This window comes from Micromonospora craniellae (genome assembly GCF_014764405.1).
Classification (GTDB): Bacteria; Actinomycetota; Actinomycetes; order Mycobacteriales; family Micromonosporaceae; genus Micromonospora; species Micromonospora craniellae.
In genome coordinates this window covers 298,330-322,939 of sequence record NZ_CP061725.1, presented here as the reverse complement: position 1 = coordinate 322,939, position 24,610 = coordinate 298,330, and the positions used below count along the sequence as shown (strand labels likewise).

At 72.4% G+C, this 24,610-nt stretch carries 23 protein-coding genes and 1 pseudogene; 16 read left to right on the top strand and 8 right to left on the bottom strand.

The window, feature by feature from the left end; all coding sequences use genetic code 11:
• Positions 1-276: 276 nt before the first annotated feature.
• The 4 genes and pseudogenes from ID554_RS01455 to ID554_RS01440 all read right to left on the bottom strand — a co-directional run.
• Positions 277-1,040: pseudogene (locus ID554_RS01455) on the bottom strand (IS5 family transposase); the annotation flags it as partial.
• Between the two features lie 352 nt (positions 1,041-1,392).
• Positions 1,393-3,090: a DEAD/DEAH box helicase gene (locus tag ID554_RS01450; protein ID WP_117230134.1), complete on the bottom strand. Its 1,698-nt coding sequence runs from the start codon at positions 3,088-3,090 to the stop codon at positions 1,393-1,395.
• A 105-nt stretch (positions 3,091-3,195) separates the two neighbouring features.
• Positions 3,196-3,582, bottom strand: coding sequence for a DUF6010 family protein (locus tag ID554_RS01445; protein WP_117230133.1), 387 nt, complete (start codon positions 3,580-3,582; stop codon positions 3,196-3,198).
• Positions 3,546-3,815, bottom strand: coding sequence for a hypothetical protein (locus tag ID554_RS01440; RefSeq protein WP_117230132.1), 270 nt, complete (start codon positions 3,813-3,815; stop codon positions 3,546-3,548). The genes ID554_RS01445 and ID554_RS01440 overlap by 37 nt, the downstream gene beginning before the upstream one ends.
• 133 nt (positions 3,816-3,948) lie before the next feature.
• On the opposite strand from ID554_RS01440, the gene ID554_RS01435 reads away from it, so the two are divergent.
• The 3 genes from ID554_RS01435 to ID554_RS01425 all read left to right on the top strand — a co-directional run bounded on the left by ID554_RS01435 (position 3,949) and on the right by ID554_RS01425 (position 6,820).
• The gene (locus ID554_RS01435) at positions 3,949-5,106 is read left to right on the top strand and encodes a sensor histidine kinase (RefSeq protein ID WP_223884395.1); all 1,158 of its coding nucleotides are present in this window, start codon (positions 3,949-3,951) and stop codon (positions 5,104-5,106) included.
• Positions 5,103-5,708 (top strand): response regulator transcription factor, encoded by a 606-nt coding sequence (locus ID554_RS01430; RefSeq protein ID WP_117230131.1) that lies wholly within the window; start codon positions 5,103-5,105, stop codon positions 5,706-5,708. Before ID554_RS01435 ends, ID554_RS01430 begins: the two co-directional genes overlap by 4 nt.
• Positions 5,709-5,866: 158 nt before the next feature.
• Entirely contained in the window at positions 5,867-6,820 is a 954-nt protein-coding gene (locus ID554_RS01425) for a DUF5715 family protein (protein WP_117230130.1), read from the top strand.
• 125 nt (positions 6,821-6,945) lie between these two features.
• On the opposite strand, the gene ID554_RS01420 is transcribed toward ID554_RS01425, so the two are convergent.
• Complete coding sequence (locus ID554_RS01420; RefSeq protein WP_117230129.1) at positions 6,946-8,400, bottom strand: LVIVD repeat-containing protein; 1,455 nt, start codon at positions 8,398-8,400, stop codon at positions 6,946-6,948.
• A 141-nt stretch (positions 8,401-8,541) separates the two neighbouring features.
• Here ID554_RS01420 and ID554_RS01415 point away from each other — a divergent pair, with 141 nt between their 5' ends.
• The 3 genes from ID554_RS01415 to ID554_RS01410 are packed head-to-tail and all read left to right on the top strand — an operon-like array spanning position 8,542 to position 11,562.
• Positions 8,542-9,246 (top strand): DUF305 domain-containing protein, encoded by a 705-nt coding sequence (locus ID554_RS01415; RefSeq protein WP_117230128.1) that lies wholly within the window; start codon positions 8,542-8,544, stop codon positions 9,244-9,246.
• A gap of 52 nt (positions 9,247-9,298) precedes the next feature.
• Positions 9,299-9,421, top strand: coding sequence for a hypothetical protein (locus ID554_RS32270; RefSeq protein ID WP_263407319.1), 123 nt, complete (start codon positions 9,299-9,301; stop codon positions 9,419-9,421).
• A complete protein-coding gene (locus tag ID554_RS01410) occupies positions 9,418-11,562 on the top strand; it encodes an ABC transporter permease (RefSeq protein ID WP_317985207.1) in 2,145 nt (714 codons plus the stop codon). Before ID554_RS32270 ends, ID554_RS01410 begins: the two co-directional genes overlap by 4 nt.
• Positions 11,563-11,668: 106 nt before the next feature.
• Here ID554_RS01410 and ID554_RS01405 read toward each other — a convergent pair whose 3' ends face one another.
• Complete coding sequence (locus tag ID554_RS01405; protein WP_117230127.1) at positions 11,669-12,931, bottom strand: nucleotide sugar dehydrogenase; 1,263 nt, start codon at positions 12,929-12,931, stop codon at positions 11,669-11,671.
• A 97-nt stretch (positions 12,932-13,028) separates the two neighbouring features.
• Positions 13,029-14,384, bottom strand: a complete 1,356-nt coding sequence (locus ID554_RS01400; RefSeq protein ID WP_117230126.1) for a serine/threonine-protein kinase — start codon at positions 14,382-14,384, stop codon at positions 13,029-13,031.
• Between the two features lie 258 nt (positions 14,385-14,642).
• Here ID554_RS01400 and ID554_RS01395 point away from each other — a divergent pair, with 258 nt between their 5' ends.
• The 9 genes from ID554_RS01395 to ID554_RS01355 all read left to right on the top strand — a co-directional run bounded on the left by ID554_RS01395 (position 14,643) and on the right by ID554_RS01355 (position 22,612).
• Positions 14,643-14,855, top strand: a complete 213-nt coding sequence (locus ID554_RS01395) for a hypothetical protein (RefSeq protein WP_117230125.1) — start codon at positions 14,643-14,645, stop codon at positions 14,853-14,855.
• Between the two features lie 127 nt (positions 14,856-14,982).
• Positions 14,983-16,218 (top strand): ergothioneine biosynthesis glutamate--cysteine ligase EgtA, encoded by a 1,236-nt coding sequence (egtA, locus tag ID554_RS01390; RefSeq protein WP_117230124.1) that lies wholly within the window; start codon positions 14,983-14,985, stop codon positions 16,216-16,218.
• Positions 16,215-17,549 carry an ergothioneine biosynthesis protein EgtB gene (gene egtB, locus ID554_RS01385; RefSeq protein WP_117230123.1) on the top strand — a complete coding sequence of 445 codons (1,335 nt, stop codon included), beginning with the start codon at positions 16,215-16,217 and terminating at the stop codon, positions 17,547-17,549. The genes egtA and egtB overlap by 4 nt, the downstream gene beginning before the upstream one ends.
• A gap of 22 nt (positions 17,550-17,571) precedes the next feature.
• Positions 17,572-18,357 carry an ergothioneine biosynthesis protein EgtC gene (gene egtC, locus ID554_RS01380; protein WP_117230122.1) on the top strand — a complete coding sequence of 262 codons (786 nt, stop codon included), beginning with the start codon at positions 17,572-17,574 and terminating at the stop codon, positions 18,355-18,357.
• Positions 18,354-19,319 carry an L-histidine N(alpha)-methyltransferase gene (gene egtD, locus ID554_RS01375; protein WP_117230121.1) on the top strand — a complete coding sequence of 322 codons (966 nt, stop codon included), beginning with the start codon at positions 18,354-18,356 and terminating at the stop codon, positions 19,317-19,319. Before egtC ends, egtD begins: the two co-directional genes overlap by 4 nt.
• A gap of 258 nt (positions 19,320-19,577) precedes the next feature.
• The gene (locus ID554_RS01370; protein WP_117230120.1) at positions 19,578-20,165 is read left to right on the top strand and encodes a TMEM165/GDT1 family protein; all 588 of its coding nucleotides are present in this window, start codon (positions 19,578-19,580) and stop codon (positions 20,163-20,165) included.
• Between the two features lie 43 nt (positions 20,166-20,208).
• Positions 20,209-20,571 carry a DUF1622 domain-containing protein gene (locus ID554_RS01365; protein ID WP_117230119.1) on the top strand — a complete coding sequence of 121 codons (363 nt, stop codon included), beginning with the start codon at positions 20,209-20,211 and terminating at the stop codon, positions 20,569-20,571.
• Positions 20,568-20,846, top strand: coding sequence for a DUF1622 domain-containing protein (locus ID554_RS01360; protein WP_117230118.1), 279 nt, complete (start codon positions 20,568-20,570; stop codon positions 20,844-20,846). Before ID554_RS01365 ends, ID554_RS01360 begins: the two co-directional genes overlap by 4 nt.
• A 305-nt stretch (positions 20,847-21,151) precedes the next feature.
• Positions 21,152-22,612 carry a polysaccharide biosynthesis tyrosine autokinase gene (locus ID554_RS01355; RefSeq protein ID WP_117230117.1) on the top strand — a complete coding sequence of 487 codons (1,461 nt, stop codon included), beginning with the start codon at positions 21,152-21,154 and terminating at the stop codon, positions 22,610-22,612.
• Here the strand turns inward: ID554_RS01355 and ID554_RS01350 are convergent.
• Positions 22,593-23,147, bottom strand: a complete 555-nt coding sequence (locus tag ID554_RS01350) for an arsenate reductase/protein-tyrosine-phosphatase family protein (protein WP_117230116.1) — start codon at positions 23,145-23,147, stop codon at positions 22,593-22,595. The genes ID554_RS01355 and ID554_RS01350 overlap by 20 nt on opposite strands.
• A gap of 162 nt (positions 23,148-23,309) precedes the next feature.
• Here ID554_RS01350 and ID554_RS01345 point away from each other — a divergent pair, with 162 nt between their 5' ends.
• Complete coding sequence (locus ID554_RS01345) at positions 23,310-24,569, top strand: glycosyltransferase family 4 protein (RefSeq protein WP_117230115.1); 1,260 nt, start codon at positions 23,310-23,312, stop codon at positions 24,567-24,569.
• The last annotated feature ends 41 nt before the right edge of the window (positions 24,570-24,610 follow it).

Below are 24,610 nucleotides of genomic sequence, written 5' to 3'. Positions count from 1 at the left end.
CCCGGCACTAGGCCCTTGAGGACCATCGTTCGGGAAAGTCGCGTTAAGCGAAGATACGTGATCTTCAAATGACCATCGTAACTGGGGCTCGCCGCGCCACCGGCGCCGCAGTGATCCGATTACGTGGCGTTGCCCGGCGTCGCTGGGCGGTGAGGCGCTGGCGGCAGCCTAAGAGACCGTCGGGTAACCAGGTGACTACGTGGCGATAAGTCGTTCAGCGTTGATACGTCGGGCGGCTTCGCGTTCGGTAGTGTTGCTCCACCGGACCGCCTGCCCGGCCAGACGTATCGTCATGAGTCGAATCATCGCTACCTTGATCATGGCCTCAGAGTTGACGGTCAACCGCTCGTAGTCCCGGGCCAGACGCCGATTACGTACCAGCCAGCCGAACGTCCGAACGTCCTCTCCACCACCCACCTACGCGGCAGGACCTTGAAGCCCTTGACATCGTCGGTGCGCTTGACGATCTCCAGCAGGATTCCGAGCTTGTCCTTTGCCCAGCTCAACAGGCTGGAGTCGATGCTGTTGGCGTAGCCGCCGTCGGCCCACACCAGCGCGACGGTGGCGAATGCCTCGGCCAGTCGTTGCAGGATCCGCCGGCCTCCAGGACGGTCGTTGACGGAGGCGGAGGTGACCATCACCACCAGGATCAACCCCATCGTGTCGACAACCAGATGCCGCTTACGGCCTGTCGTCTTCTTGCCCATATCGAACCCACGGCATTCGCCACCCTCGCTGGATTTGATCGACTGGGCGTCCAACACCGCCGCGGTCGGCTCCGGCCCACGACCCGCCGCCACCCGTACCTGCCGGCGAAGCTCGTCGTGGATCGCATCCCACGTCCCGTTTCTACGCCAAGCGGTGAACCAGCGATGCGCCGCATCCGGCGGCGCCAGATCACGCGGCATCATTCGCCACGCACAGCCCGACCGCAGCACGTAGAAGATCGAGTCGAGGATCAGCCGGTCGTCCCACTTACGGGGCCGGCCGCCTCTACGCAGGTCACGCACCGGCATGAGAGGGGCCAGGATCGCCCACATCGCGTCGGTCAAGCTCGACGGATAGCATGAGCGGGCGTCATCCCCGCCAAGGTCTACGTTGCACACACAACCCGATCATGGCGGGGATGACCTATTTGTCGAGCGTCCCGCATCGACGTGTCTCGCCGTCACACAACGCCCCGAGCCGGTTACCCGACGGTCTCTAAGACATGTAAGGAGGGGGCCCTGGTTAACGCCTTAGGTAGAGCAGGGGTCCCGTACTAACATGAGGCAGCGCCGACTGGCGTCATCCCGTGCGGGGTGGCGCCAGTCGCCGCATGTGGGGGCATGCCGTGGTGAGAAGGGCTCCCTGCTCTACCGCAGGCGTTAACCAGGGCCCCCTCCTTACACCTCAGCGACGCTCGTCGCGGTCGCGGCGTACGGTGGCCTTGCGGCCCTTGATGGTGCTGCCGCGCAACCCGGCGATCACCTCGTCGGCCAACCCGTTGGGCACCTCGACCAGGGAGAACCGGTCGGCGATCTCGATCGAGCCGATGTCCCGGCCACGGATGCCGGTCTCCCCGGTGATCGCCCCGACCAGGTCCTGCGGCCGGACTCCGGCACGCCGGCCCAGCCCGATGAAGACCTGGGTCATGCCGCCGGTACGGGGTCGCGCCGGCCGGCGGTCGCCCCGGGTGTCCTGGCCGGGACGGGTGTCCCGGGGCGGGCGGACCGCCACCTGGGGGATCTCCTCCTCGGCCTCGTCGGAGCCGGGCAGGGTCGCCTCGTGGGCCAGCTTCACCGCGGCGAGGGCCACCTCCATCAGGTCGAACTCGTCGCTGAGCGTCTCGACGATGACCCGGAACGGCTCCAGGTCGTCCTCCAGCAGGCTCTCCCGCAGCGCCGCCTGGGTCAGTTCCAGCCGGCGGGTCCGCAGATCGGCGACGGTGGGGATCTTGTCGATCGTGATCCGCTGGCCGGTCACCCGCTCGATGGTCTTGAGCATCCGGTGTTCCCGGGGCTCGGCCAGGGTGATCGCCACACCCTCCCGACCGGCGCGGCCGACCCGGCCGATGCGGTGCACGTACGACTCGGGCGCCGACGGCACGTCGTAGTTGACCACGTGGCTGAGCTGCTCGACGTCGAGTCCCCGGGCGGCGACGTCGGTGGCCACCAGCAGGTCGGCGGTGCCGCTCCGTAGCCGGCCCATCACCCTGTCCCGCTGCTCCTGGCTCATCCCGCCGTGCAGGGCCTCGGCCCGGTAACCGCGCCCGTTCATCGTCTCGGTGAGCCGGTCGACCTCCTCCCGGCTGCGGCAGAAGACGATCGCCGCGGTGGGCGACTCGACGTCCAGCACCCGGCCCAGCGCCGCCGGCTTGTGCGCCCGCGCCACCAGGTACGCGCTCTGCCGTACCCGGGGCGCCGCGCCGGCCACCGGCTGCTCGCGGGCGATGAGGATCCGGACCGGGTCGGTCAGATGCGCCCGGGCCATGCCCTCGATGCGCGACGGCATGGTCGCCGAGAAGAGGACCGTCTGACGCTGCTCGGGGGCGTGCTCCAGGATCGCCTCGATGTCCTCGGCGAACCCCATGTCCAGCATCTCGTCGGCCTCGTCGAGCACGACGGTGATCAGGTTGCCGAGCCGCAGCGTGCCCCGGGCGATGTGGTCCAGGGCACGCCCGGGAGTGGCCACCACCACGTCCACGCCGGAGTCCAGCGCCCGCAGCTGGCGGCCGATCGGCTGCCCACCGTAGATCGGCAGCACCCGCGCACCGAGATCCTTGCCGTACCGGTGGAACGCCTCGGACACCTGCACCGCGAGTTCCCGGGTGGGCACCAGCACCAACGCGAGGGGATCGCCGCCGGGTCGGTCGTCCGGCATCCGTTGCAGCAGCGGCAGCGCGAACGCGGCCGTCTTGCCCGTACCCGTGGCTGCCTGCCCGAGCAGGTCACGGCCGGTCAGCAGGGTCGGGATCGCCTCCCGTTGGATCGGCGTCGGCTCCTCGTAGCCGAGTGCGGCGAGTGCGGCGAGCAGTTCGGACCGCAGGCCGAGGTCCGTGAAGGCGGGCGGATCCATGGTCGCGTCGGGGGGTACGGGCGTGGAACTCATGGGTCAAGCCTTTCATCACGCCCACCCGGCCGGTGCGGCGACCACCGCAACGCGTGGGTGCGGCCCGGCGCCGGGTGGCGGCGGGCCGCGCCGGGCGGCGACCGACTACGTGGTGACCAGCGCCAGGATGATGGTGATCCCGAGGACCGCGTCGATCACGCCGCACCACTGGGCGTAGGCGCGGGGCACCACCTGGCCGGTCCGGTGATGGATCACGTCCCAGCCCGCGTGGGCCAGCCACCCGATCGCGACCAGCCACTGCCCGGCCGTGCCGCCGACGACCACGGCGAGCAGCGCCAGGCCCGACCAGCCGGCCAGGCCGGCGAGCTGGAGCCGGAGCGCACCCGGTACGCCCCACTGCCGCCGGACGGTACCGATGATCAGATACCCGGCGGGCAGGACCAGCAGCGTGTACCCGGCCAGCGGTACGGGTGAGCTCCAGGTGTCGGCGGTCATCAGCAGCGCCAACCCGGCCGGCCAGCGGTGTGCCACCGCCCGTGCCCACGGGTGTCGCGGCGCGGCGCGGCGCGGTTCGGACGGTGTACGCCGTACTCGGCCCGACGCCGCAGCACCGCGCCCGTGCCGGCCACCATGGCCAGCGCCATCTCCATCAGGTGCCGGGCCACCGGCGGCAGGCGCGAGTGGCGAACCGGCGCGGCCGGTTGCCCGGGGATCGTCGGGGTGGACGGGTTCGGTCCGCCGGTGACGGCGAGGGCGTCGGTCATGACGTCGATCGTCGTGGCGAGCGGAGGCGACGACCATCCGCGTGGTGTCACCGGTCGGCCGGGCACGATGCCCGGTCGGACCGGGCGGAACGGGGACTCCGCCGGTGGGGCAGCGGGATCTACCCTGACCGGCGTGGTGACGGACGCGACGGTGCCGGGCGGCGAACGGACCCTACGCCGCGCCCGGACGGCGACGATGGTCTCCCTCGCCACCGGCATGATCGCCACCCTGCTCCTGCCGGCGGTCGGTCTCGGACGGGAGCCGGACCCGTGGCGAACGGCCTGCGGCGTACTCGCCATCGGCACGTTTGCGCTGGTCCTGACGGCGGCGGTGGGCGCGGCCGTGACCACCGGGTGGTCTGTCGCGCGGCGCCGACGCCTGCGGATCGGGTACGCCGCCGTCGCGGTGCTCGGGGTGCCGCTGGCCGCACCGGTCGCCATGGGCGACTGGCCCACCTGGGCCTGGCTGGGCGCGGCGACGGTCGGCGGGGTGCCGTTGCTGGCCCCGCTGCGGGCGGCCCTTCCGGCCACCGCGCTGGCGATGCTGGTCGCCGGGGCGGTGGCCCAGGTGACCGGCGCGTCGATCGGGCAGGCGGTGCTGGTCGTCGGCGCCGCCGGCCCGGGCGTCGCGCTGGTGAACGGCTTCCAGGTGTGGTTCTGGCGGCTGCTGGTGCAGGCGGAGCGGGGGCGGGCGGCCCAGGCCCGGCTGGCCGCCGCACAGGAGCGGTTGCGTTTCGCCGGGGACGTGCACGACCTGCTCGGGCATCACCTGACCGTGATCGCGCTGAAGGCCGAGCTGGCCGCCCGGCTGGCCACCGCCGACCCGTCGCGGGCCGCCCGGGAGGCGGGCGAGGCGCAACGGCTGGCGGCCACCGCCCTGACGGAGCTGCGCCGCACCGTGCACGGCTACCGCCGGGTCGACCTCGGCGAGCAGTTGACTGCGGTGGCACAGGTGCTGCGCTCGTCCGGGGTACGGTGCACGGTCGTGCCGCCCGCCGGTGAGCTGCCGCCGGAGGCGGCCACCCAACTCGCGGCGGTGCTCCGCGAGGCCGGCACCAACGTGCTGCGACACAGCCGGGCCGGCTGGTGCCGCATCGAGATCACCCAGCGGGAGGACGAGGTGCGGATGACCGTGACGAACGACGGAGTGACCGACACCGGGACGGCGGACCGGCACAGCCACGGCCTGCGCGGGCTGGCCGACCGGCTCGCCGGCGCCGGTGGACGGCTGCGCGTCGACCGGGCCGACGGCGTGTTCACCGTCGAGGCGACCGTACCGGCCGTCGCATGATCCGGGTCCTGCTCGCCGACGACGAGGAGCTGATCCGTACCGCCCTCGCGGCCCTGCTGGAGCTGGAGGAGGACCTGACGGTCGTCGCGCAGGCGGCCGACGGGGCGACGGCGGTCGCCGCCGCCCTCGCTCACCGTCCCGACGTGGCCGTGGTCGATCTGGCCATGCCCCGCCAGGACGGCTTCGGAGTCGCCGCCGAACTGTCCCGGGTGCTGCCGGACTGCGCGGTGGTCATCCTCACCGGGCAGGGACGCCCGCCGCACCTGGCCCACGCGCTGTCCGCAGGAGCGCGCGGCTTCCTGCCCAAGGGCGCGCCGGGCGGGGCGCTTGCCGACGTGATCCGCCGGGTGCACACCGGTGGCCGGTACGTCGACCCCGCGTTGGCGGCCGACGCGCTCACCATTCCGCCGTGCCCGCTGACCCCGCGCGAACTGGAGACGTTGCGGCTGGCCGAGGAGGACGCGTCGGTCACGGCCATCGCCCGCCGGGCCAGGCTGTCCCCGGGCACGGTGCGTAACTACCTTGCCATCGCGGTGCAGAAGCTCGGTGCGGACAGCCGGGCGGAGGCCCGGCGGATCGCGCGGGACAACGGCTGGCTGTGACCGTTTCGCCCGAGACCGGTGGCGGTACCACTGGTCCGGGTGGTCTCGCCCTGCCCGGCCCCCTTCGGGGGAGAGAAGAGGAATGTCGGACCTGTCCCGATCGGCGTGATTACCGTCTGCAACAGGCGATCACCGTGCGACGGGAGAGGGGACCCACCATGCGAGTGCCGAGCCGAAGCCCGGGACACCAGTCCGGTCCGCCCTCGCCGGCCGGTCGGCATCCCCGCGTGGCGGCACGTCCCCGGTCGGCGGACGGGCCGGACCTGGACGCCTACCGGGAGGCCGTGGGCGAACTGCTGGTCGAGGTGGGTGCGCTCGCGGCGGCGAGCAGCACGAAGGCCCGCCAGGTGCTGATCGACCAGCGGCTGCGGGAGCCGGCCATCACGGCGGTGCTCGACGACACCCCGCAGGGGGCGATCGGCGCGCGGGAGACCCTGCTGCTGGAGATGGCCCGATACCAGCCCAACGCGCGCAGCTCCGCCAGCGACCTGGCCGCACTGGTGCGGATCTACCTGCTGTCGCGCATCGACGTGATGTGGTGGCGGGACGCGTCCACCTTCGTCACCGACGCCGAGGTGCACCACAGCACACAACTCGTCGACCTGGAGTGGCTGCGCCGCCGTGGGCTGCTGAAGTTCCGCTACACCGAACAGCCCCGGACGGTGCTCGGCCGGGGGGTGCGCGCGGTGCGTCGTCGGGTGCTGCCGGACGCCACCCCGCGTACCGCCGGGCTGCTGTTCCGCCGGGCCAGGCGGGAGGTGGTCGCCCTGCTCAACGACATCGCCCGGGAGTTCAGCGCGGCCACCGTGGTGGGCACCCCACCGCTCTGGGTGACCAGCCTGGTCCGCAGCGCCGAGCACCAGTACCGGCTGCGCCGCCTCGGGTATGCCGCGATGCTGCCGAGCGGGCACTGCCTGGGCTGGGCGGTGGACGTGGAGATGGCCTGGCACCAGCGCTTCGGCGCGCGGGACACGTTGGCCGGGATCCTGCTGGACCGGCAGCGTGCCGGCGAACTGAACGTGATCGACGAGGGGCAGGCCTGGCACATCTGCCTCGCGCCCTCGGCTACGCGGCGGCTGCGCCGCGCGTACGAAGCCGAGATGGGGGCCTGACGATCTGTGGCATCGTGCTGAGCGTCGGTCCGGAGGCCGGCCCGGCGATCTTCCGACGGCGCGGGGTGTACTCGGCCGGGCCCGGCCCCCGAGGCGGGGACCGGGCCCGGTGAGCGCGGGTGGTGCTACCAGCTCAGGTAGCTGGGCTGGGTCTGGACGTTGAACTCGCGGTAGTGGACCAGTTTGGCCGACCACGTCCGCCAGTCGTTGAGTTCGAGCACGTCCAGCCCCTTCTGAATGTCGGAGGAGTAGATGTGCCCGTTGTAGTAGTAGGCCGACCAGGAGCCGCCGACGATCAACTGGGTGTCCGAGATTGGACCTCGCTCCCAGAAGCCGATCTCCTTCGGCTTACGGGAGTCGCTGAAGTCCCACACCGAGATGCCGCCCTGGTACCACGCCTGGACCATGATGTCCTTGCCGAGGACCGGGATCAGCGAGCCGTTGTGCGCCACGCAGTTCTCGGTGTCGCCGTTGGTCCGCGGGATCTTGAAGTAGCTGCGGAACTCCAGCTTCCGGTTGTCGCCCCGGCCGGTCAGGTCGTAGATCGCGTTGGCGCCCCGGTTCGGGCCGATCTCCTCGTTGCAGGTGGCCCCGCTACCGCCGCCGAGCTCGTCGGTGAAGACGACCTTGGTGCCACGGTTGTTGAAGGTGGCCGAGTGCCAGAACGCGAAGTTGACGGTGTCGCGCACCGTGTGCAGCACGCGCGGCGCCTCCCGCTTGCTGATGTCCAGCAGCACGCCGTCACCCATGCACGCCCCGGCGGCGAGGTCCTTCTCCGGGTAGGCGGTGATGTCGTGGCACCCGCTGGTCGCAGACCCGCCCGTGCGGCCCTCGTAGCCGCCGTCCGGGAAGAGGTTCGGCGTGGCGACCACGGCCGCGTCGGTCGGCTTTCTCACCGGGACCTTGACGATGCTGATCGAGTCGTGCGGCGGCTGGCAGTCCGGGAAGGTGGCCTGCGGGCTGTACGAGGAGACGTACAGGTAGACCGACTTCTTGTCCTTGGCCGGCACCAGCGTGTGGGTGTGCGAGCCGCAGGCGGTCTCGACCGCCTTGAGGTAGCGCGGCCGTTTCTTGTCCTTGACGTCGAAGATCTTGATGCCCTCCCACGACTCCTTGATCGTGGCGGACTGGGAGACACTGCTGCACGAGTCGTCGCTGCGGGACGAGTCGGTCGACAGGAAGAGCAGGTCACCGTAGATGGAGATGTCGTTCTGCGAGCCGGGGCAGTGCACCTGCGACACGATCTTCGGCTTGCTCGGCCGGGCCACGTCATAGATGACGAAACCGTCGTAGTTGCCGACGAAGGCGTACTTGCCCTGGAAGGCGATGTCGGTGCCGAGCGCCGCCGTGGTGTCGAACGGCGCCTGCTTGGGCAGGTTGGCGATCTGCCTGAGGTTGGGGCTGTGGGAGATCTCGTCGACACCGAGGGGTGCCTCGACCGCGGCGGACTCGGTGGCCGTCCGCGTGACCGTCTGCGCGTTGCCGGGTGAGGCGACGGCGATGCTGGCGAGGAGGAGCCCGGTGGCGGCCACGCTGACGACGCGTAGTTGCCGCCTCCGCGGCGGGGTCAATCCGACCATCGGTGATGCCCTTCGAGAGGCGAGTGGCGATAGGCCGTACCATATATCCACGACGACACTCGTCGATGTGACCTGGGTCACATCTGACGAACATCGTGAATGGATACGATCGCTGCGACCTCGACCCTGAGGGGGTGTCGCATGACCGCCCGACGCGGACGCCTGCTGGCCGTCGTCACATCGGTCGTGGTGGTGCTGGCGGTGTCGGCCTTCGCGCTGCGCGACCGCGACGAGTCCGCGCCGCGCGAGCCGGCACCCGCCGCCACCGCCCAGGCGTTGCCGCCGGTCGATCCGTCACCGGCGGATCCCGACGCGCCGCTGGTGATCGTGCCCGGCCGTCCCGGCGAACCGGCCGTCGAGCGCCCCGGCGCCGAGGTACGCGACGACTCGCCGCCGCGCTTCAACACCCTGGACGCCTGGTTCGCGCGGATGATGATCCCGCACCACGAGCAGGCGCTGGAGATGGCGGCGCTCGCCCCGGACCGGGCCGCCGACCCCCGGGTACGCGCCCTGGCCGACCGGATCCGCGCCGGCCAGCGGCCGGAGATCGGCGTGCTGCGGGCCTGGCTGGCCGAGCGCAATCTCTCCACCGAGGTGTCCGGGCACGACCACGCCACGATGAAGGGCATGCAGTCGCCGGAGGCGATGGGCCGGCTCGCCGTCGCCCGGGGCGTCGACTTCGACCGTCTCTTTCTGCGGATGATGACCGAACATCACGAGGGCGCCGTGGTGATGGCGACCGACCTGCTCAAGGTCGGTCTCGACCTACGGATGTCGGAGTTCGCCACCTCGGTCGCCACCGAGCAGGGCGTGGAGATCGTCCGGATGCGTGACCTCGCCCCCTGAGCACCGCCGGCCGCCGCGGCCGGACCCCGCACCACCCGTACGCTGGGTGACGATGAGAGCGACGGTCCTGGGCCGCCCGCTGCGCGGGGTCGCCTTCGACGTGGCGGTCTCCGGCCTGCTCGCCGGGCTGGACCCGTCCGCCACTGCGGCCGGCGCGTCGACGCGGGGGCGGTGACCGTGCTCCGGCTGACGCTTCGTTCCCTGCGTGCCGAGGCGGCACGGATGGTGATGTCCACCCTCGCCGTGGTGCTCGGCGTGGCATTCATCGCCGGCACGTTGATCTTCATCGACGGGATGCGGGCCGGCGCGTACGACCGGGCCGGCACCTTCGACCGGCACACCGACGCCGGGATCTACGCCGCCCGGGAGCCGATCGACCCGGCGCTGGTCGACCGGGTACGCGCGGTCGACGGGGTCCGCGCCGCCGAGGGTGAGCTGACCGGCGCCGCCGGAGTGGTGGGCGGCGACGGGCGACCGGTCCTCGGCTTCGGCGTACTCGCCGCCGTGCCCACCGATCCGGCACTCCGGTCCTACGACGTGGTGGCGGGGCGGCTGCCCGCCCGGCCGGGCGAGGTGGTGCTCGACCAACGGACCGTCGACGCCCAGTCGTTCCGGCTCGGCAGCACGGTACGCGTCGGCGGCGCCGCCGGGGCGGCCGAGCCGTACACCCTGGTCGGCGTCGACGTGGCCGACACCCCGCACGACATCGGCGGGCCGTTCATCGGGCTGGTCGGCGTCGACGCACTCGCCGTCACCGGCTCGTCGGGATACGGCCGGATCATGGTCGTGGCCGAACCCGGGATCGCCGACACGGAGCTGGCCGCCCGGCTCGCCGACATCGCCGGGGCGGACACCACCGTGCGCACCCGCGCGGAGATCCTGGACGCCGCCGTCGCCGCCGCGGTCCGCGACGTGGACCAGTTCCACATGGCGCTGCTCACCTTCGCCGCGGTGGCGGTGGTGGTGGCGGCCTTCGTCATCGGCAACACCTTCACCATCGTGCTGGCCCAGCGCACCCGCCGGACCGCGTTGTTGCGCCTGGTCGGGGCCACCCGGGGACAGGTCTTCCAGGCGGCCGTGCTGGAGTCGGCGGTGGTGGGCCTGGCCGCCTCCACGCTCGGCGTGCTGGCCGGGGCCGGGCTCGCCGCCGCGCTGACCGCCCTGGCCGGCGCGGCCTCCGCCGGGCAGATCGTGCTGGTCGCCCTGGGCGGAGTGCTGAGTATTTTCGGCGTTGTGCTGTTCGGTCCCCGGCGGGTGGCGGCGACCGCCACCGCGCTGGTCATCGGGATCGGTCTGGTCTCGTCGTTCCTTGTCGGGGCGCAGAGCACCAAGGCGGCCATCGAACGGACCGTGGACGCCGAGGTGGGGGTGGACTTCCTGGTCACCGGCATCGGCGTGGAGCTGCCCGCCGGGCTGACCGACGCGTTGGCCACCCGACCCGAGCTGGGCGTGGTGCACGAGGCACGGACCCGGTCCGTCGACGACGTGGAGTACCGGGCGATCCACCCGGCGCTGGTCGGCGACCAGGTCGAGCAGGTGATCTCCGGCAGCGTCGACCGGATCGGTCCGGGACGGATCCTGGTGGACCGCGAGCTGGCCCAGCGACGCGGCTGGTCGGCGGGGGACCAGGTCACCCTGCGGTCCCGGACGTTCGAGGTGGCGGCGGTGGTCGTCGGACTCGGCTCCGGCGGCACCGGGTCGACGGTGCCGCCCGGGCACGCGGTGGGTCTGGTCGACGCCGACCACACCCGGCTCCTCCCCGACGAGCGTGGCGTCCTGGCCGAGGTCGAACCGGCCCCGGGCGTGCCGGCCGGCTCGGCACGCGCCGCGATCGAGGCGGTCCTGGCCGACTACCCGACGATCAACCTGATGGACCAGGCGGCGTACGAGCGGATGCTCACCTCTACGGTGGACATGCTGCTCGCGTTCGTGGTCGCGCTGCTCGGGCTGGCGGTGGTGATCGCCCTGGTCGGAGTGGCCAACACGTTGAGCCTGTCGGTGGTGGAACGGACCCGGGAGAACGCGGTGCTGCGCGCCGTCGGGCTGACCGGCGGGCGGATGCGCGCCATGCTGGCCGTCGAGGCGGTCCTCACCGCGCTGGTCGGTGCGGTGCTCGGTGTCACGCTGGGCACCGGCGTCACCGCCGGGGCGATGGCGTTGCTGGCCCGGCTCGCCGGGGAGTTCACCCTGGTCGTGCCCTGGGCACGGCTCGCCGGGGTGCTCGCCGTCGCGATGCTGGCGGCACTGCTGGCGTCGGTGCTGCCGGCTCGGCGGGCGCTGTCCCGGCCCGTCGTCGAGGCGCTGGCCGACCAGTGACGCGGGGCCTCCTGACGCATGATCGTGGCAGTGTGGCTGCTCGACACGCCGACACGGGAACAGTCACACCGCCACGGTGAAACGTGCACCGCCACGGCCTCAGGCGTCAAAGGCGTTCTATGGTGGGGCCGGTGCAGCGGTTGCGGGTGTCGAAGACGTAGCGGGCGTGCCGTGCCACCAGGTCGTAGTCGAACGCGTCGTGGTCGGTCACCACCACCACGCCGTCCGCCTCCCGCAGCTCCCGTTCGGTCAGGTCCACGGTCGCCACCCCGTCCGGCAGGTGATGCGCCTCGGCGTACGGCTCCACCGCGCGGACCTCGGCACCGAGGTCCCGCAGCCGCCGGGCCACCTCCACCGCCGGGGAGTCGCGCATGTCGCCGGTGTTGCGCTTGTACGCCAGCCCGAGCAGCAGCAGCCGGGCGCCGCTGATCGCCCGGCCGGACCGGTTCAGCCCGGCCATCACCCGCTGCGCCACGTGCTCGGGCATCTCGTGGTTGATGTCGTTGGCCAGCTCGATGAACCGGAACTGCCGGCCGAGGCGCCGCTTGACCTGCCAGGACAGGTAGCACGGGTCGATCGGCAGGCAGTGCCCGCCGACGCCGGGGCCGGGCCGGAACGGCATGAAGCCGAACGGCTTGGTCTCGGCCGCGTCGATTGCCTGCCAGACGTCGATGTCGAGCTGGTGGGAGAGCATCGTCAGCTCGTTGACCAGGGCGATGTTGACCTGGCGGAAGGTGTTCTCGATCAGCTTCGTCAACTCGGCCACCCGGGTCGAGTCGACCGGGACCGTACGCTCCACCAGCCGCCGGTAGAACTCGTCGACCCGGGCCAGGGAGGCCTCGTCGACCCCGGAGACGACCTTCGGGGTGTTCTCCAGCCGCCAGGTCGGGTTGCCCGGGTCGATCCGCTCCGGGCTGTACCCCAGGTGGTAGTCGCCGGGGCTGCGCAGCCCGCTGGCCGACTCCAGCAGCGGGCGCAGCAGCTCCTCGGTGGTGCCCGGGTAGGTGGTCGATTCGAGGATCACCGTGCAGCCGGGTCGCAGGTACGGCGCGATCCCGGTACCGGCCTGCTCCACGTAGCTCAAATCCGGGGTGCCGTCCCGCAGCGGTGTCGGCACGGTGATGACGCAGATGTCGAAGTCCCGCGCGTCGGCGTACTCGCTGCTGGATCGGTAGCGACCGCTGGACAGCGCCCGGCCGAGCCGGTCGGCGGGGATGTCCGCCACGAAGGACTCACCCGAGGCGAGCCGCTTGACCCGGTCGGTGTCGACGTCGAGGCCCACCACGTCCAGGCCGGCTTCGACGGCGCGCATGGCCAGCGGCAGGCCGACGTAACCCTGCCCGATGACGACCAACTTCTCCAGGCTCACACTTGCTCCTGACCGGTAGACAGTACCTGCTGGTCAGGAGCCTAGAGCGGAGTGTGACCCCGTACGTCCGTTTCGGTGATATACGGGCTGGTGGGACTCAGCTGGCCTCGCCGTTGTCCGGCGGTTCGGGTGCCGGCGGCGTGGTGGTGGTCGGCGTCGTGGTGGGCGTCTGCGACGACGGGGTGGCGCTGGGCGTGGTCGGCTCGGCGCTGGTCGGGGTCGGGGTCGGGGTTTCGGTCGTACTCGACTCGCTGGGCTGCGGGGAGCTCGGCTGTACCGACGGGGATTCGGTCGGGCTGGCCGTGGAACCCGCCGGGCGCAGTGGCGGGACGCGGGCGGGACCGCTCTCCCCGGGGCTCTCCGGCGTCTCGTCGGGCCCGGCGGTCTCGGAGCTCGGCGAGGTCGTCGGCAGCTGCACCGCCGGGGTGTTGGCATCGCTGGTCGCGCCGAGGGCCGCGCCGAGCGCCACGAACCCGACCAGCACGGCGGTGAGCGCGCCGACCAGCGCGCCGCGCCGCCGCCGACCTGCCGGCGCGGCGCCGCCCGCCGGAAGGTCCGTGCGGGTGTCCGGGCCGGGCTCGCGCAACGCCCCGGCGGCCGGCGCCAGGACCGTCGGCAGGGACCCGTCGGAGACCGCGGCCCGTGCCGCCTCGGCCATCGCCGCGCCGCTGCTGAACCGGTCGGCCGGGTCCTTGGCGAGCGCGCGGGCGACCAGCACCCGCACCGCCTCCGGGATGTCGGGCGGCAGGTCCGGCGGCGGGTCGTCGAGATGCCGGACGGCGACCTGGAGCGGGTTGTCCCCGGTGAACGGCGGGCTGCCGGTCAGGCAGCAGTAGGCGACGGCGCCGAGCGCGTACAGGTCGGTCGCCCCGGAGACCGGACGCCCGGCGGCCTGTTCCGGCGCCATGTAGAGGGCGGTGCCCGGCACCGCGTTCGTGCTGGTGATGCTCGTCACGTTGGTGGACCGGGCCACCCCGAAGTCGACCAGGACGACCGTGCCGTCCTCCTGCACCAGCAGGTTGCTCGGCTTCACGTCCCGGTGCACGATGCCGCCGAGGTGCGCGGCGTGCAGCGCCTGCGCCGCCTGCGCCACCACCGACATCGCGAGGCCCACGTCCAGGCGACCCTCGGCCTCGATCCGCCTGGCCAGCGGCTGGCCGGTGACGAACTCCATGACCAGGTAGTCGGCCCGCCCACCGTCGGGCAGGTCGTCCTCGCCGCAGTCGAAGACCTGGACGATGCCCGGGTGGCGCAGCGCGGCCATGATCCGGGCCTCGGCGCGGAAACGGGCGATGAAGTCGGGGTCGGAGACCAGCGAGGGCAGCAGCACCTTCACCGCGACCTGCCGGCCGAGGATCAGGTCGGACGCGCGCCAGACGTCACCCATGCCGCCGGTGGCGACGCGTTCGTCCAGGCGGTACCGACCGCTGAGTACGACCTCCGAAGACAACACGTGACCACCGTACCCACAGAGGGGCCGAAGGGTGCGCCTGGTGTGCCCGCGCATCCTACCGCCGACCGTACCGGTGACGGGGCGTGTCGTGATGTGACGTGTACCGTGAGTCAGGGCGTACGGGTGGGGTGCTGGCCGGTCGAGGTCAGACGGCCGACCCGACCGGCAGCGCACCGACCTCCGTCCCGCCCTCGCACACCGCCCCGCCCAGTCCGTCGGCGGCGGGCGCACCGGAGGCGACGGCGTACGTCGCCTCCGGTGGACTCCGGCAACACCGGCCACTGCCGGTCCTACCTGTCGAAGTCCGAGCGGCAGCGGGAGAAGGCGATGGAGAGCCCCGGCTTCGCCGACCTGCGGGACGCGGCCGGCGGTGCCGAGAACGTGGCGGCGTACCGTGCTGGCCGAGGGGGCGGCGGCGGTCTTGAAGGGCCGGAAGCGATGCCCGGCACGCCGATTGCGACAGGAATGTGAATTCGACTCGACGGGCGGCCGGCCGCTGTTAGACAGATGATGACGGAAGCGTCGACATCGCGAAGATGTCACCGGGGCACGTTACGGTGACGCTTGCCGAGCCGGCATCGGAACAGGGGGCCGTCGCGTGGTTACCTCACCGGAAGTCGATCACATACCCGTGCTGCGGGACCGCGCCGCAGCCGCCCGACATCTCGCCCGGATCTGCTTCAAGACCGGCCCACCGACGTACACGGGTGTCGAGCTCGAATGGACGGTCCACGAGACCGTCGACCCCACGCGTCACGTCGACGCCGCCCGGCTGAGAGCGGCACTGGGGCCCTACAGCCCCACCACCCTGGATCGTGCCAGCCCCGCCCGCAGACTTCTGCGGGGCGGCACGGTGACCGTCGAGCCCGGCGGGCAACTGGAGATCTCCACCCCGCCGCAAGCCTCCGTCACCGCTCTGATCGACGCCACCCAGTCTGACATCGACCAGGTCACCCGACTGCTCGACGCCGCCGGCCTGGCCCTCGGCCGCACCGGCATCGACGCGTACCGGCCGCCGCGACCGGCGATCGACACACCTCGCTACCGGGCCATGCGCCGGGTCTTCGACCGGTACGGCCCGGACGGCCGGACGATGATGTACAGCACCGCCGGCCTGCAGGTCTGCCTCGACGCGGGCCGATCCGAGCAGGCCGCCGCCCGGTGGGCGCTGGTGCACGCGGCCGGGCCACCGCTGCTGGCCGCCTTCGCCACCGCCGGCCGGCACGCCGGTCGGGACACCGGGTGGGCGTCGGCCCGGATGGGGGCCTGGGCCCGCATCGACCCGGCGCGCACCGCGCCGGTCTGGACACCCGACGCGGCCGGTGTCGACCCGGCCGCCGCCTGGGCCCGGTACGCACTGGCCGCCCCACTGCTCTGTGTACGGGACGACAGCGGCGACTGGACCCCGCCGCCGGACGTGACGTTCGCCGACTGGATCGACGGGGCCTTGCCCCGCCGGCCCACCGTCGACGATCTCGAATACCACGTGAGCACGCTGTTCCCACCGGTACGACCGCGCGGCTACCTGGAACTGCGCTACGTCGACGCCCAACCCGGGCGCGGTTGGACGCTGCCGCTGGCGGTGCTCGCCGCACTGCTCGGCGCCACCGACACCACCGAGGCCGCGATGGCGCTGGCCCTCCCGGTGGCCGACCGCTGGCTCATCGCCGCCCGGCACGGCCTGCACGACCCGTGTCTGGCCACCGTCGCCGTGGGCCTGCTCGACCTGGCACTGGCGGCGTTGCCCCGGCTCGACCTGCCGGCGGCCCTGCACGACGAGATCGACCAGGGAGTACGACGACGGCGCGACGCCGCCCAGAGGAGGCAGCGATGACCGACACCACCACCGGCCTCGGCACGGAGGACCTGCGCGCACGGATCGCGACGGAACTGGACCGCACCCGGGCCCGCACCGTCGGGCTGACCGAGGCGGTCGACGACGGCGACCTGACGCGGCAGCACTCGCCGCTGATGTCCCCGCTGGTCTGGGACCTCGCCCACATCGGCAACCAGGAGGAACTCTGGCTGGTCCGGGACGTCGGCGGACGCGAACCGGTCCGGTGCGACATCGACGACCTCTACGACGCCTTCAAGCAGCCCCGCAAGGACCGCCCGTCACTGCCGCTGCTGCCGCCGACCGAGGCGCGGGCGTACGTGGCGACGGTCCGCGACAAGGTGTACGACCTGCTCGACGGCGTCTCCTTCGACGAGCGTCGGCTGGTCACCGACGGGTTCGCCTTCGGCATGATGGTGCAGCACGAGCAGCAGCACGATGAGACGATGCTCGCCACCCACCAGCTGCGCACCGGTCCTGCGGTGCTGCACGCGCCGCCGCCGCCCGAGCCGGCCGCCCGGGTGGCGGAGGAGGTGCTGGTGCCGACCGGCCCGTTCACCATGGGCACCGACGCCGACCCGTGGGCGCTGGACAACGAACGCCCGGCCCATCGGGTCGAGCTGCCCGCGTACGTCATCGACGCCGCCCCGGTGACCAACGGGGCGTACCGGGAGTTCATCGCCGACGGCGGGTACGACGATCCGCGCTGGTGGAGCGAGGCGGGCTGGCGGCACCGGCAGGAGGCTGGACTGGGCGCGCCGATGCACTGGCGGCGCGACGGCGACGGCTGGGCGTACCGGCGGTTCGGCCGGTGGGACCGGGTCCGCGACGACGAGCCGGTGGTGCACGTCTGCTTCCACGAGGCGTGGGCGTACGCCACCTGGGCCGGCAAGCGGCTGCCCACCGAGGCGGAGTGGGAGAAGGCGGCCCGCTGGGACCCGGCCACCGGCCGGTCCCGCCGCTACCCGTGGGGCGACGACGAGCCGACCTCGGCGCACGCCAACCTGGGCCAGCGGCACCTGTGGCCGGCGCCGGTCGGCGCGTACCCGGCCGGGGCGTCCCCGCTCGGCGTGCATCAGCTCATGGGCGACGTGTGGGAGTGGGTGTCGACGCCGTTCCGGGGCTATCCCGGCTTCGCCGCCTTCCCCTACCGGGAGTACTCCGAGGTCTTCTTCGGCGACGACCACCGGGTGCTGCGCGGTGGGTCGTTCGGCACCGACCGGGCCGCCTGCCGGGGCACCTTCCGCAACTGGGACTACCCGATCCGTCGGCAGATCTTCAGCGGTTTCCGCTGCGCCCGGGACGCGCGGCCCGAGGAGGCCGACCGGTGACGGTCGTGGTCCGGTTCGCCTGATGTGCCGCCACCTGGCCTACCTCGGGCCGCCGCTGACCCTGCGGGAGCTGCTGTTCGATCCGCCGTACTCGCTGGTGCGCCAGTCCTGGGCCCCCCGCGACATGCGGGGCGGCGGGACGATCAACGCGGACGGGTTCGGTGTCGGCTGGTACCCGCCGGCCGGCGGCGATCCGGTGCGGTACCGGCGGGCGCAGCCGATCTGGAGCGACCCGACCATCGCCGACCTGGCGGCGGTCACCTCGACGGGCGCGGTGCTGGCCGCGGTGCGCTCGGCCACGGTCGGCATGGCGGTGGTGGACGCCGCCGCCGCGCCCTTCGCCGAGGGCCAATGGCTGTTCAGCCACAACGGCGTGGTGCGCGGCTGGCCGGACTCGGTGGTGCCGCTGGCCGCCACCCTGCCGGTACGCGACCTGCTCACCCTCGACGCCACCACCGACTCGGCACTGCTGTGGGCGCTGGTCCGGCACCGGCTGCGCGCGGGGCTGTCGCCCGGGCCGGCGGTCGCCGAGACGGTCACCTCGGTCGCTGCGGCGGCCCCGGGGTCGCGGCTCAACCTGCTGCTCACCGACGGTCGCACGGTGGTCGCCAGCGTGGCCGGGCACGCCCTGTCGGTCCGCACCACACCGGACTCCGTGCTGCTGGCCTCGGAACCACACGACGACGACCCGGCCTGGCGGGAGGTGCCCGACGGTCACCTGGTCACCGCCACCGCCACCGGGCTGCACCTGCGCCCCCTGAGCCGACCCGATCACCACCGACCGCCCGACGGAAGGGAAGACGGATGAGCACCGAGCCGCTGAAGATCCACCTCGACGACCGGGACATCGGCCGCAGCCTGCGGCACGACGTCCGGGTCGGGCTGACCGGCGTACCGAAGTGGTTGCCGCCGAAGTGGTTCTACGACGCACGGGGCAGTGAACTCTTCGAGGAGATCACCCGGTTGCCCGAGTACTACCCGACCCGCGCCGAACGCGCGGTGCTGGCCACGCACGCGACGGAGATCGCCGAGCTGACCGGCGCGAAGACGCTCATCGAACTCGGTTCCGGGTCGTCGGAGAAGACCCGGCTGCTGTTGGACGCCTTCACCCGGCGGCGCGGTCTGGGCACGTTCGTGCCCCTGGACGTGTCGGCCAGCGCACTGGCCGCGTCCACCGCCGCGCTCGCCGCCGACTATGCCGGGCTTCGGGTACGCGGCATCGTCGGCGACTTCACCCGGCATCTGGACCGGTTGCCCGCCGGTGGGCGGCGACTGGTGATCTTTCTCGGCGGCACCATCGGCAACCTGCTGCCGGCCGAGCGGGCCGAGTTCCTGACCCGGACGCGAGCCGCGTTGGAGGTGGGGGACTGGCTGCTGGTCGGTACCGACCTGGTGAAGGACCCGGCGGTGATCGTGCCCGCGTACGACGACGAGGCCGGGGTGACGGCGGAGTTCAACCGCAACGTGCTGCGGGTGCTCAACCGTGAACTGGGCGCCGACTTCGATCCGGCGGCGTTCACCCACGTCGCGCTCTGGGATCCGGAGCAGGAGTGGATCGAGATGCGGCTGCGGGCGCAGCGGCCGGTACGGGTGCGTGTCCTCGACCTCGACGTCGCCTTCGCCGAGGGGGAGGAGTTGCGGACCGAGGTGTCGGCGAAGTTCCACCCCGAGGGGATCGCCGCGGAGTTGGCCTCGGCCGGGCTCCACGCCGAGCGCTTCTGGACCGACCCCGACGACCTGTTCGGGGTGACCCTGGCCCGTGCGGACTGAACCACTGCCGCATGACGGGCGCACCGGAACACCCCGGGCGTGTGTCGGGTCACCAGATGGTCTGGCCGGTCGGCGATCGGTTAGGCTGTGCCGCAGCGAAGGGGAGTAGCCCGCAACGCCGTGGTCGACATACTGGTGCGTTCCGCATCCGGCCACGCGGCCTCGTCATGACGAGGTGGGCGAGACCTTCGACCCAGGCTTGACAGCCGGGTCGAGGGTGCCCCAGATCCTCCTCCCGGCCTGATCCGGAAGGACATCATGGAGGGGTTCCTCGTCGCGCTGGCGGTCAGTTTCGGCGTGATCTTCGTTGCCGAGCTGGGAGACAAGTCCCAGCTCATGGCCCTGGCATTCGCCACCAGATACCGCACCGTGCCGATCCTGATCGGCATCACCATCGCCACCGCCGTGGTGCACCTGGCGTCGGTGGCGATCGGCGCCGGTCTGGGTGCCGCGCTGCCCACCGGCTGGATCAGCCTGCTGGCCGGGCTGGCCTTCATCGGTTTCGGTCTCTGGACCCTGCGCGGGGACACGCTCACCGAGGACGAGAAGCGCAAGGCGGCCAAGGGTGGCAAGTCGGCCGTCTTCGCCGTCGGTATCGCGTTCTTCCTCGCCGAACTCGGTGACAAGACCATGCTGGCCACCATCACCCTGGCCACCCAGTACGGCTGGTTCGGCACCTGGATCGGCTCCACGATCGGCATGGTCGCCGCGGACGCGCTTGCCATCGTCGTCGGCCGGCTGCTCGGCCGTAAGCTGCCGGAGCGCACCATCAAGTACGGTGCCGCCGCCCTGTTCGCGCTCAGCGGCATCTGGCTGATCGTGGAGGCGGTCGCGGAGCTGACCTGACACCGCGGGCGACTACCCGGGGCCCCGCCGGGTAGTCGCCCGCGTGAACGTCGACGTGCTCCTGGAGCGCGGTCACCACACACTGGTGATCGCGGTGGAACTCGTCGGAGCGGCGGTGATCGTCGTCGGAGCGGCTTGGGCCGCGCTGCGGTTCGTGGTCGACGGGATCCGCTACCGCGACGCCGCCGTGTTCACCCGGATCCGGTTGACCCTCGGCCGGTTCCTGGTGCTCGGCCTGGAGTTCCAGTTGGCGGCGGACATCCTGCGGACCGCGCTGTCGCCGACCTTCGCCCAGATCGGCCAGCTCGCCGCGATCGCCGCCATCCGGACGGTGCTGAATCACGTCCTCGGCCGGGAGATCGAGCGCGAGCAGGGGCAGGTCGACCGGCCGGGGCGGGCGTCGTGATCCAGGTGTTGGCCACCGTCGTCGCCGCGCTCGGCGTGCTTGGCGCCGGGATCGCGCTGGTCACCACCGGTTCCCGGTCGACCGCGTTGCGGGTGCTGCTGGACATGCTCGTCGCCGCCGGCCTGTTGCGGCTGACCGGTGAGCAGACCTGGCGGGAACTCGCCGCCACCGTCGTGATCGTGCTGCTGCGGCGGATGCTCAGCAGCGCGTTGACGGAGAACTTTCGCCGGTCGGCACGCCCGGCCGACCCGGTCGGCCGGGCCGCCGGAGGCTGACCGGGCGCAGGCCGTGCCGGATCAGCCAGCGGCCGGCTGGGTGACATCCGGCGGGTGCAGCGGGGCCAGGCGCGCTCGGGCCCGGCACGTCGCGGCCGAGAAATCGAATTTTTCCCGGTCGAGAGGCGATTCCGACGGACGGTCGGTCCGGTTGGTCATTGCGGGCGCGGGTCCTCTGCCGAGGAAAACCCCTAACTCCGGACATAGCGCCTATGTGCGGCTTTAATGGTTCACGAGATTAAATAGACCTTGGGGGTTTTCGTGAGTTTCTTTGGCGTTACCGGCCCGGTACGGAGGCTCGCCTGATGGACCTGTACCGCCAACTGCGACTCGTCCGCCAGCGCTGGTGGATCGTCCTGGTCACCCTCGTGGTGGCCCTCGGGCTGACCGCTCTGATCACCGTCCGGGCGCAACCTCGCTACGTCGCCTCGGTCACCTTCTTCGTCACCACCCCGAGCCAGGGCGTCACCGACGCCTACCAGGGCGGTCTCTTCCTGCAACAGCGGGTGAAGTCCTACGCCGAACTGCTGACCAGCGACCGCCTCGCGCAGGCCGCGGTCGCGGACAGACAGCTCGGGCTGACCGCCGAGGAGATCCAGCGGCGGGTCAGCACCTCGACCGAGACCGGCACCGTCCTGCTGCGGGCGTCGGTGACCGACACCGACCAGACCCGCGCCTTGCGGGTGACCGAGGCACTCTCGGCGAAGTTCGTCGAACTCGTGCAGAAGGTCGAGGCCCGACCGGACGGCAGCGCCGGACCCATCAAGATCGAGGTGGTCAGCGGACCACGGGTCACCCCCACCCCGGTCTCGCCGCAGCCACTGCGCAACACCGCCATCGGCACCCTGATCGGCCTGCTGGCCGGCGTGGCCCTGGCGATCCTGCGCGGCATGGCCGACGTACGCCTGCGGGACGCGGCCGGTCTGCAACGGGTGACCGGAAGCCCGCTGCTCGGCGAGATCCCGATCGACGCCAGCGCCCGCAGCGCCCCGCTGATCGTCGGCGACGCCGCCACCTCGGCGCGTGCCGAGGCAGTCCGCAAGCTCCGCACCAACCTGCGCTTCGTCGACGTGCACGAACCCGCCCGGGTCATCGCCGTCACCAGCGCGTTGCAGGGCGAGGGCAAGACCACCATGTCGTGCAACCTGGCCATCGCGCTGGCCGAGGCGGGCTGGCGGGTCCTGCTGGTCGACGCCGACCTGCGTCGGCCCAAGGTCGGCGACTATCTGGGCATCGACTCCGGGGTCGGGCTGACCGACGTGCTCGTCGGCGACGTGCAGGTCGGCGACGTGGTCCAGCGCTGGGGCGACAAGTCCCTGCTGGTGCTGCCCAGCGGCTCGGCGCCGCCGAACCCGAGCGAACTGCTCGGCTCCAAGGCCATGTCGGACCTGTTGACGGCCCTGCGCGAGTCCGCCGACATCGTCATCATCGACACCGCGCCGCTGCTCGCGGTCACCGACGGCGTGGTGGTCGCGGTGCAGGCCGACGGCGCGCTGCTGGTCACCCAGCAGGGGCGTACCTCGCGGGCGCAGGTGGCGGCGGCGGCACGGGCGCTGCACTCGGTCTCGGTCCGGCTGCTCGGCTGCGTGCTGAACATGGCCCGGGTGCCCAAGGCGGAGGCCTACCAGTACGAGGCGTACCGGGTGGTCGCCGAGACACCGGCGACGACGAAGGCCGGGCGGGCCGGTGCCGGTCGGCATGCCGAGCGCAAGCCGGTCGCCGACCGGCCCGATCACACCCAGGAACTCACCCGGCTGCCCCGATGAGCGCCGCCAGAGGGCGCAGGGACCGCTCGATCTCCTCCGCGCAGGAGCGGAAGTCGGCGGCCGTGCCGGCGACCGGGTCACGCAGGTCGTCGGCTTCGGCCGGGGCGGGTTGCAGCCGTCCCCGGGCCAGGGCGGCGGCGGCCACCGCGGCCTGGAGCGAGTCCTCCGGCTCGTCCGTCGCGGGCTCGGCCGCCGCAGCGAGCCGGCCGAACTGGCGCACCGTGAACGTCCGGTGCAGTGCCGCCGGCGCCAGCGAGGTGCAGATGGAACGCTGGCGTCGGGTGGCGGTCAGCACCAGCACCGCCTCGGTGAGGTGCTCCGGGGCGAGCCGCCGGCTGCGGAACGCCGCCGGGTCCTCGCCGGTCCCGGCGGCGATCTCGGCGGCGAACGGATGCATCGCCAGGCCCTCGACGGCGTCGGTGCCGGCGCTCGCGACGGTCAACGGCCGTCCGGCGAGCAGGCGACGCGCGGTGAACTCGGCCATCGGCGACCGGCACAGGTTGGCGTGGCAGACGAACAGCACCCCGGTGAGCATGGGTGACCCCCTCGACGTCGTGACCGTGGGCGGCAGCGCCGCGGCCGGGGACGGCCGCCGGTGGCGACCGCCCGGAGAGGGGTTGTCGGCATCGTACGCAGCCGGGCCGCCGCTGGACCCGGCCGCCGCGCCGGACCGGCGTCCGCCGAGGGAGGTGGCGGGATGCGGATCGGCCTGCTGACGTACCACTTCCCGCCGGAACCGGCCTTCATCCCCGGCAGCCTGGCCGAGGAGTTGACCGCCAGGGGCCACGAGGTACGGGTGCTGACCGGCTTCCCGGACTACCCGGGCGGGCACGTGTACCCGGGCTGGCGCCAGCGCTGGCGGTACGAGACGCACAGCCGCCGGCTGACCGTGCGGCGGGTACCCCGGTACAGCACCGGCGATGTCACGCCGCGCGGCCGGATGGCCTCCTGGCTCTCCTTCGCCGGCAGCGCGGCGCTGGTCGGGCGCCGGTTCTTCAGCGGCGTCGACGTGCTCTACGTGCACCAGCCGCCGGCCACCGCGTTCGCCACGGCGGCCCTGCTGCGCCTGCTCGGCCCGGTCCCGCTGGTGCTGCACGTGCCGGACGTGTGGGCCGAGGACCTGCCGGACGGCGGCGACGGGCGATGGGCGGCCCGGGTCCGCGCGGCGATGACCCTGACCTACCGGGCCGCCACCGTGGTGGCGGTGACCGCGCCGTCGTTGCGGGACGCGGTGGTCGGCGTCGGTGTCGACGCGGCCAAGGTGCGGGTGGTGCTGAACTGGACCGACGAGCGGATCTTCCAGCCAGCCACGGCCGGACCTGCCGCATGTCGCCTGGTGCGCCGCGACGACCGGTGCGTGGTGATGCACGCCGGCACCATCGGGGCGCGGCAGGGGCTGGAGACGGCGGTACGGGCCGCCGCCGCGTTGGAGAAGACCGTGGACCTGGTCCTGGTGGGCTCGGGCGCGGACGAGCGGCGGGTGCGGGGGCTCGCCGACGAACTGCGCGCCGACAACGTCCGGTTCGTCGACCGGCGCTCGCCGTTGGACATGCCGGAGCTGTACGCCGCCGCCGACTACCAACTGGTGATGTCCCGGGACGTACCGGCTCTGCGCAGTGCCGTGCCGGACAAGCTCCAGGCGGCGCTCTCCTGCGGCGCGCCGGTCGTCGTCTCGACCGGCGGCGACACGGCCGCCCTGGTCGAGCGGACCCGGGCCGGGCTCTCCTGCCCGCCGGAGGACTGGGCCACCCTGGCGGACCGGTTCTGGCTGGCCGCGCACATCCCCCCGCCGGCCCGTGTCGAGATGGGCCGGCGCGGTCGTGAGGCGTACCTGCGGGAGATGTCGCTGCCGGCCGGGGTGGACCGCGTCGAGGCGCTGCTGCGGGCAGTGGCCGACGGCCGGACCCGGAACATGAGCCACGACCGAAACTCACATATGACCCAAGAGCGTCATTAAGTCACCAACAAGCTCGTTACCTGCTAGGAACAATGGTGGCT